Genomic DNA, 8,064 nt, shown 5'->3' with positions numbered 1-8,064 from the left:
GCTATGCCAACAGTAGGTCAAATTCGAATGCAAGCAGCAGCCAGTGGCGTAAATGCCGCAGGTAGCAAGTCGGGCTCAATGCCCGGCGGCTCCGCTATGCCTGTCGGATTTGAAGCCTTCTTGTCAGCGCTAGACCGCTCTACAGCCTCTCGTCGCGATGCTCAGTTAAATTCTAGTCAAACTAGTACACAAGGCGCTTTTGCTATGCAAAATTTGCCTACTATGGGCGGCAAACAGGCTGGGGCTGCAAAAAATTCCGATCCAGTTGAAATGTTGATGGCAGAAATAGCCGCACAGGGCTTGCTGAACGTTGCCTTCCAAAATCCAAGTCAGGTTAATCAGACGAATGGTGTAAGTAATGCTGATGCCAACGCTAATATCCAGAGCTTGCTGAGTAGTTTAGATACACAACAAAATCAATCCTTATTGGGATTGGCAAATGGACAACAGCTCGACGCAAAACAAACAGCCTTAATCAGTCAAGCGCTCTCCAAAGCAATGAAAGCCTCTGGTCAGGGCGCGGAAGTTGCTATGCAAGGTCAGGCAGCTTCTTTACTGCAAGCATTGCAGCAACAGTCCTTGGGTCAGCAAAATACCCAAACCCCAGCACAAATTGCTAGCACTATTCAGAGTCTGGCGCAGAAAAATGGCATTACTTTGCCGCCAGAAATTCAGACTCAGTTAACCAATCTGATCAATAAGGGCTCGGAAACTGGCTCAATTAAGCTTTTGGGAATTGAGGGAGCTGGACAGCAAACATCCGCAGTAGTTGTGGAGCAGGCTGGTGTAGTTGATCCTAATAAGGCCACTACTATTCAAAACGTAATTGATCCTAAAACTCCTAACGTTTTAACTAGTGCTGGCGACAAATTGGCCAAATCTAAGACCTTGGATGTCAACTTAACACCAGGCAATGTAGCTGATAAAGGCCAGTTTGCTAAAGGTGGCGCACCATTGATGAGTGCGAGTGCTGTAGATGCCAAGGGCGCAGTAGAAGCACAAAACTTGTCCCATGCTGAAAAGCAAGAATTTAAAGATGCTTTAAATTTAAGTGAGATTACTGCAAGTAATGGCAGTTTAGCTAGGGCTGATGCTCAAAATTTAGGCAATCAACAGAAGATCGAATTGAAAGCATCAGAAGTTTCCTTGGCCTCAGGACCCTTGCATGAGCAGGTCATGAGTGCAGCGAAGTCTGGTGGCGGTCGGATTATGTTGGAATTAACCCCTCCAGAGCAGGGAACCATCCGAATTGACCTTAGAATTGACCAGGCCGGACGTGCACACCTCATTGTTGAGGGTGCTAGTGATGCCACCAAGTCCCGTCTCGATCAGGGCGGTCAAAACCTGAAAAATGAATTTGCTCAAATGGGCCTGAATTTATCCCTCGATTTAAGGCAGGGTGGTCAATCTCAGCAGGCTCGAGAGCAAGGTTTTGGCAGTTCTCGACAAGGTTTTTACAACAGCCAATCTACGATTTCTCAAAGCTCAAATACAACATTAGCCATCGGTTCTGCCGGATCAGGTGATAATAGGGGAAATAGCGATACAGTCCACCTGTATGCTTGATATTATTGAGTAAAGAGGAAGACAGCGATGGCTGAAGAAGAGCGTATTGAACCGACTTTAGATCCAAATGCAGCAACGCCTGCTGCGGCTGCTTCAGGCCCTCCCGCACATGGCGATGGTTCCGAAGAAGCCGAAAAGCCTAAAAGCAAAAAAACACTTTTTATCATTATTGGTTTGGTAGTTGTGATTGTTGCTGCAGTTGGCGGATATATGTATATGCAGCACTCAGCCGAAGCAAAGCGTTTGCAAGAGGCTGAAGCAAAGCGCCCAGAAAATATCCTGAAGAAGCAGTTGATGGAGCGCAAAGAAAATGCGCCACCAATCTACATCCCGCTTGAAGAAATGATTGTTAATCTTCCTGGTCGAGGTGGTGAGCACTATCTTCAGGCAAAGATTGTTTTAAGAACCAATGATTCTGCTACTGAAGGCAAAATCAAGAATTTCATGCCAGTCATTCGGGACAAGATCATTACTGTTTTGTCATCACGTCAAATGCAGGAGTTGGCTACGGTAGAAGGTAAGGTCATGATGGCACGAGAAATCGCCCTTGTGATTAATTCCATCATTGCTCCACAGCTAACTGCGATTTATATTTTGCAACAACAGCCGGGCACCGCTGATATGCAAAATTTAGAGCGTATTGGTGCAGTTCCTAAAGAGACATCCTCTGGTCAAAAAATTACTGGGGAAGCAGCAAGAGCAGCTGCTGAATTCTGGAATGTCACTGAAATGGATTTGCCAGTGCAAGCTGTGTTGTTCAGTTCTTTTGTGATGCAGTAATCGACCACTTTAGAAAGTCCACTTAGGAAAACATGGCGGCAGAGGAAATCAATGTCGAGATGAACATTGACGCTGAAGATCAGCGTGCAATGTTTGATAAATCGAAGATCATTGCTCGGCGCCGCATGCCGACTTTGGAGTTGATTCACGAGCGCTTTAGTCGCGCAGTTCGACTCACTCTTTTCAACATGATTCGTGCACCGATTGAAGTGCAGATGCATCTTCCGGTAGTCAAGAGTTATCAAAAATTTGTGGATGAATTTCCAGAGCGTACCAATATCAATATTGTTGGTATTCGTCCATTGCGCGGTGTGGGTTGCTGGATTGTGGATCCAGGCGTGGTGTACATCGCGATTGACAATATGTTTGGTGGCGAAGGTCGTTTGGCTCCGCGCCTGAATTTGCGTGAATACACTGCAACAGAATTACGCATCATTCGCCGCTTAGTTGACGCCTTTCTCAGTGAGTACGAGAAAGCGTGGAAATCCGTCTATGAAATTAAGTTTGACTTCATGAGACAGGAAACCAACTTCGGTTTTGCCAAGATTACCTCTCCTGGTGAGATGGTGTTGCACTCTAAATTCACTATTGAGATTAATGGCCGACCAGGCGATATTGATCTGTGTATTCCTTTTTGGGTGTTGGAGCCGGTTAAAAGCATTCTGTACAACAATATGCAAGGCTTTGCGACCGAGCCTGACCAGCATTGGACTGATCTGTTAAATGATCAAGTTCATGAAGCCCCTGTTACTGCAGTAGCTGTTTTAGCTCGTAAGCAAATGCTGCTCCGTGAAATTACCTCACTTTCAGTTGGGGACATCATTCCTATTGAAATTAATGATCCTGTGACCGTATATGTGGATGGTTTGCCAGTGATCAAGGGTCAATATGGCACGAAAGATGGCCGTTATTCTGTAAAAGTTGGCACGATTCAACACCCAGCAGAATTCCTGAAGAGCCCTCTTGAAAGTGCCCGTCTTGGCCCAAGCATGATGCGCAGCGCTGAAAAAGGCGAGCTTTATGAGCAACTTCCAGAAGTCGCCAAAAGTCATGTTGAAGTGCCCGAAAATCCAGACGCAAGCGATACAATTAGCGCAGTGACTGATGGCCTAGTGCCTGATGGTCAATGAAGCACAAAGAAAGTAGAGAATAGGGAATCACCATGGCTGAAAACGATAACGATTTAGCAAAATCAATGACTAGTGCAGATGTATCTGGTTCATTGAGAAAAGCCACCTTTAATAATTTAGAGGAAGGTGCTAGAACTAACCCAGACTTTAACGAAATTGATTTGGTGATGGATGTACCAGTTCAAGTCACAGTGGAGTTGGGCCGCGCCAAAATGCAAATTCGTAATCTACTGAACTTAACTTATGGTTCCGTGATTGAATTGGATATTCTGGCAGGAGAGCCGCTCGAAGTTGTAGTTAATGGATGCTTGGTTGCTCAGGGTGAGGTAGTGATTGTGAATGACCGTTACGGTATTCGCTTGACTGATATCGTTACTCCGGCAGAGCGTCTGCGCAAAATTAATCGTTAATTGACATGGACTCCTCGGTCGGAGGTATGTTGCTATTCTCATTTTTTTGGCTTGCGCTTGCAGCTGCCCTGATATGGGTTGTTGCATTCTTGGTAAAGCGCGACTCAGCTACCCGCGCCAGTAATCCGCATGTGATGATCTTGGCTCAGCAAGCGTTAGGTCCACGTGAGCGAGTGATTGTCCTCAATGTCTTAAATCGTATTTTGGTTGTGGGTCATACCCCCAGTCAAATTACTCTGCTAACTGAGCTTGATCCCGAAGATGTTGCTAATTTGAAGCCGCAAGCAGCAAGCGCAGATTTTGCAAATAATTTGCGCCAGTTTGTGAAAAGAAAATTAGGATGAAACGAAAAATATTCTGGTACTCATTTGGAATTACAGCCCTGATTGGGCTGTTTCCATTAGTTGCCTGGAGTCAATCTTTGCCTTTAGTAACCGCTAAGGCGGGTGGCGGTGGCACGATGTACGCAGTGCCGGTAGAAACCATCATTGCGCTTACAGCGCTCAGTTTCTTGCCGGCTGCTTTGGTTCTCATGACTAGCTTCACGCGCATCCTGATTGTCTTTTCCTTATTGCGTCAGGCGCTAGGTTTGACGACCATGCCGCCAAATATTGTTTTGATCGGCCTTTCATTTTTCTTGACGCTATTCATCATGAATCCCGTCTTTGATTCGATCTACAAGAATGCTTATCAGCCTTACTCTACTGGCAAGATGGGATTTCCGCAGGCAGTAGAGGTAGGCGCTAAACCTTTAAAAGAATTCATGCTCAAGCAAACCCGTCGAGACGATCTCAATCTCTTTGCAAAGATGTATGGTCAAGAAATTGCCACGCGTGAGGATGTTCCGTTTACTGTTTTAATTCCAGCTTTTGCTATCTCCGAAATCAAGACAGGTTTTCTGATTGGCTTCGTAATTTATTTGCCATTCTTGGTGATTGACTTTGCAGTTGCCAGTATCTTGACTTCGCTTGGTATGGTGATGGTCTCGCCAATGATGTTTTCATTGCCACTAAAGTTAATTGTGTTTGCATTGGCTGATGGCTGGGCGCTCTTGTCCACCTCACTTGTGCAAAGTTACATTAATTAGCGCCTATGGAAAGCGGAGTCATTATCGATTTGGTGTACCAAGCCTTGAGAATGGCTGCGGTATTGGCTGGTCCAGTCTTGATGTCCTTGCTAGTAGTGGGATTAGTGATTGGTATTTTGCAGGCCGCCACTTCGATTAATGAGTCGACTGTTGCCTTTGTTCCCAAGCTCATTGTGTTCGGCGTTGTGATCGTGATGATTGGCCCGATCACCTTAGTTTTATTTACTGACTATATTAAAGAGCTCTTTGCTCGTATACCTGGTTTGGTGAGCTAATTTATGTTGACCATCTCAGGTCTTCAGATTGAGCAGTACATGGCAATCTTTATGTTTGCCTCAATGCGAGTGTTTGGACTTTTTCTCACCACGCCGCTATTTGCGTTTCGTGCCCTCCCAATGCAATTCCGTTTACTGGTAGCAATCTCCTTTGCCGCCTACATGATGCCCGTGATTTCCTCTGAGTTAATTCCTAATCCGGGCAGCATTACTTTCTTTGCCTCAGTGATTGAGTTATGTATCGGGGCATTTATGGGGTTTGTGATTCGATTGGGTTTTATGGTGATTGATATTGCCGCAGAAATCTTATCCTTTCAGGCTGGTTTTAGTTTTGCCTCAACGGCATTTCGAGATCCAGCTTTAGATTCTGGCTTGGTGGGTCAATTTTTGGGCCTCACCGCGATTGCTCTGGCTTTTTCCCTCAACATTCATTTGGTATTAGTAGAAATTATCTTGAGTAGCTTTAAAACAATCCCAGTTGGGGTGTGGCCTAATGCGTGGTCATCTAAAGGGGTGATGGAGTTAGTTGCCGCTTCATTTCGTTTGGGCTTAATCTTATCCATGCCCGTACTACTCGTGTATATGATGTTTAATTTGACGCAGGCCTTTTTGGGTAGAACCAGTCCACAGATGAATTTATTTTCGGTTGGTTTTGCTGTCAGTATTCCTTTGGCATTCCTAGTTATATTTATGATTCTTCCTGATTTAAAAATTGTTTTGGAGCGCTCTCTTGAAAACCCACTGCAACTTATTCGCCAAGGCGTGGAGACACCCAATGCAAGATAAATACTTAATCCAGTTTTTCCTGACGCTGTCACTATTACTTCTTGGCTCTACTAGTTTTGCTCAGCCATGGCCTGAGGGTCCAAGCGCATCAGAGGGTGATACCAGTCAAGTTATGTCTGCTGAAGATAGGGCGATTATTTCTCAGAATTCCTTAGACCAAGCTCCGGTCGGCCCGGAGGACTGTGAGTCAAAGTTTCCTTTTCCTTCCTCAGCCAAGCGCGATCCTTATGCCGAAAATGGTCCAGAGGTCTGCAAGAAATTGCAGATTCGTGGACAAAGAATGCAATGTGAGGTGGATTCGCTTTTATTAGAAAAGCCGACCAGCTCAACTACTGGCTCGAAAATTGAAGTGGCTGCTTGGGCTCGTTGTAACAGCAAGGTAGCATCGCTGTTAATTGAAGGTTATTACTTGCCGGCTAGTGAAATCGAGCGTCGCCTGCAAATCTGTAGCGCTAATTTTTATGCTGACCCAGGTAAGATGCCTAAATTAGGTTGGTATCAACGTTTTCTCAGGTGGGCTACAAGTAATGATCTAACCCCGCCTCCAACTGATGCTGCGATTGAAGTGGCATTAAAACAATCCACACCGCTAGAGAATCATCAAGATGCTGCCGGTCTCATGAAATGTGAGTGGATGTTCTCGCGGAGCAGATCTCCTGCAATTGACGTTTTACCAGGCGGAAGTCTTGCGGATGGTGATGGTGCCCCTCCTGTGGCGCCTAGCAAGAAGCCAGCTACCAAGCGCCCCGCTAAGAGCGCTACAAAGCCATGATTTATAAAGCAATATAAACACGAAGCCGAAAATATCCGTAAGAAAATCTATGAATAAAAAAATCAAACTATCTATTTCCTTGTTTGCACTTGCGTTGTCATATGCAATCAGTTCAAGTGCAATTGCTAGTGATGCACCGGCTCCTGCTGTAAGTGCTGATAAGCCTAAAGCTTCAACCACGGCCACAGCAGCTTCATCATCTAGTGATGACGATATGAGCAAGGCCCTCTTAAATAAGATTAATAAGGGTTCTGGCGATATTGTTATACGAACTGGCGATCTTCCAGCTAGCAATACCACTGCGCAATCTAAGTCTGAAAGTAAGCCAAAGGCAACTAAGGCAGCGGCTAAGGCGGTTGAAAAGGATCATCACGACGTGCATTGGTCCTATGTTGATGGTCCTGGCGGCCCAGAAAACTGGGGTAATTTAAGTAAAGACAATTTGGCTTGCTTAAAAGGCAAGACTCAATCACCTATCAATATCAATGTTGATAGAGCGGTGAAAGCAGAGCTCACACCTTTAGAATTTCTTTATAGACCTTCTCAACTCGCCATCGTCGATAACGGCCATACGATTCAGGTTAATTACGGTGAAGGCAGTAATCTGATTGCTGATGGTCGTCAGTACAGATTAGTTCAATTCCATTTCCATAAGCCCAGTGAAGAGGCGATCAATGGCGAGCGTACTGATATGGTGGCCCATTTAGTCCACCAGCACCATGATGGAAGTTTGGCAGTAGTTGGCGTATTAATGACTACAAAACCGCCCGCAGCAAGCAAAAAGTACTGGTGGGGAAGTGACGAGGTTAAGGAAAATGGACTCATTCAGACGCTTTGGAATAATGTCCCACTGATTAAAGGTAAGTCAGAGGCGCCTGGAGTAGTGATCGATGTAAATCAGATTCTGCCGGCTGATAAGAGTTATTTCACCTATATGGGTTCGCTTACAACCCCACCTTGCAGCGAGAATGTACTGTGGTTTGTGATGAAAAACCCAATTTATGTCAGCGAAGAGCAGGTCAAAAACTTTGATCGCATTTATCCAATGAATGCCCGCCCATTGCAGCCAAAGGGTGATCGTTTAGTAAAAGAAACCAAAGCTAACTAAATCTTGGCCTATTGGCAAAAGCTGCCAATAGGGTTGCCAAGTTCAGCGATAAATCGGCAATTTTTGCCGCTTTTAAGAAAACACCCCAGATTTTGGGGTTTTCTTCATTTCAGGGTGACCTTTGCCCGTCAAGTCGGCGATAAAGTAGTT

Annotated in this window: 10 protein-coding genes; all 10 read left to right on the top strand. The window is 45.3% G+C overall.

Going from position 1 to position 8,064, the window contains the following annotated elements; translation table 11 throughout:
• On the top strand, window positions 1–1,566 hold a 1,566-nt coding region (locus B7Y67_RS07980), incomplete at its 5' end, for a flagellar hook-length control protein FliK (RefSeq protein ID WP_293598182.1).
• A 27-nt stretch (window positions 1,567–1,593) separates the two neighbouring features.
• Window positions 1,594–2,346, top strand: a complete 753-nt coding sequence (locus B7Y67_RS07975) for a flagellar basal body-associated FliL family protein (RefSeq protein ID WP_293598181.1) — start codon at window positions 1,594–1,596, stop codon at window positions 2,344–2,346.
• Window positions 2,347–2,378: 32 nt separating this feature from the next.
• Window positions 2,379–3,476: a flagellar motor switch protein FliM gene (fliM, locus tag B7Y67_RS07970; RefSeq protein WP_215302789.1), complete on the top strand. Its 1,098-nt coding sequence runs from the start codon at window positions 2,379–2,381 to the stop codon at window positions 3,474–3,476.
• Between the two features lie 32 nt (window positions 3,477–3,508).
• Entirely contained in the window at window positions 3,509–3,886 is a 378-nt protein-coding gene (gene fliN, locus B7Y67_RS07965) for a flagellar motor switch protein FliN (RefSeq protein WP_215302791.1), read from the top strand.
• 5 nt (window positions 3,887–3,891) lie between these two features.
• Complete coding sequence (gene fliO, locus B7Y67_RS07960; protein ID WP_293598180.1) at window positions 3,892–4,230, top strand: flagellar biosynthetic protein FliO; 339 nt, start codon at window positions 3,892–3,894, stop codon at window positions 4,228–4,230.
• Window positions 4,227–4,973, top strand: a complete 747-nt coding sequence (gene fliP, locus B7Y67_RS07955; RefSeq protein ID WP_215302796.1) for a flagellar type III secretion system pore protein FliP — start codon at window positions 4,227–4,229, stop codon at window positions 4,971–4,973. The genes fliO and fliP overlap by 4 nt, the downstream gene beginning before the upstream one ends.
• A gap of 5 nt (window positions 4,974–4,978) precedes the next feature.
• Entirely contained in the window at window positions 4,979–5,248 is a 270-nt protein-coding gene (locus tag B7Y67_RS07950; protein WP_293598179.1) for a flagellar biosynthetic protein FliQ, read from the top strand.
• Window positions 5,249–5,251: 3 nt separating this feature from the next.
• Window positions 5,252–6,034, top strand: a complete 783-nt coding sequence (locus tag B7Y67_RS07945) for a flagellar biosynthetic protein FliR (protein ID WP_293598178.1) — start codon at window positions 5,252–5,254, stop codon at window positions 6,032–6,034.
• The gene (locus tag B7Y67_RS07940; RefSeq protein WP_293598177.1) at window positions 6,024–6,806 is read left to right on the top strand and encodes a hypothetical protein; all 783 of its coding nucleotides are present in this window, start codon (window positions 6,024–6,026) and stop codon (window positions 6,804–6,806) included. Before B7Y67_RS07945 ends, B7Y67_RS07940 begins: the two co-directional genes overlap by 11 nt.
• 49 nt (window positions 6,807–6,855) lie before the next feature.
• Window positions 6,856–7,914, top strand: a complete 1,059-nt coding sequence (locus tag B7Y67_RS07935) for a carbonic anhydrase (RefSeq protein ID WP_293598176.1) — start codon at window positions 6,856–6,858, stop codon at window positions 7,912–7,914.
• Window positions 7,915–8,064: the final 150 nt, after the last annotated feature.

It is taken from the genome of Polynucleobacter sp. 35-46-11, assembly GCF_002281105.1.
The sequence above is the reverse complement of the archived record's forward strand: the minus strand, read 5'-3'. Positions and strand labels throughout refer to the sequence as shown.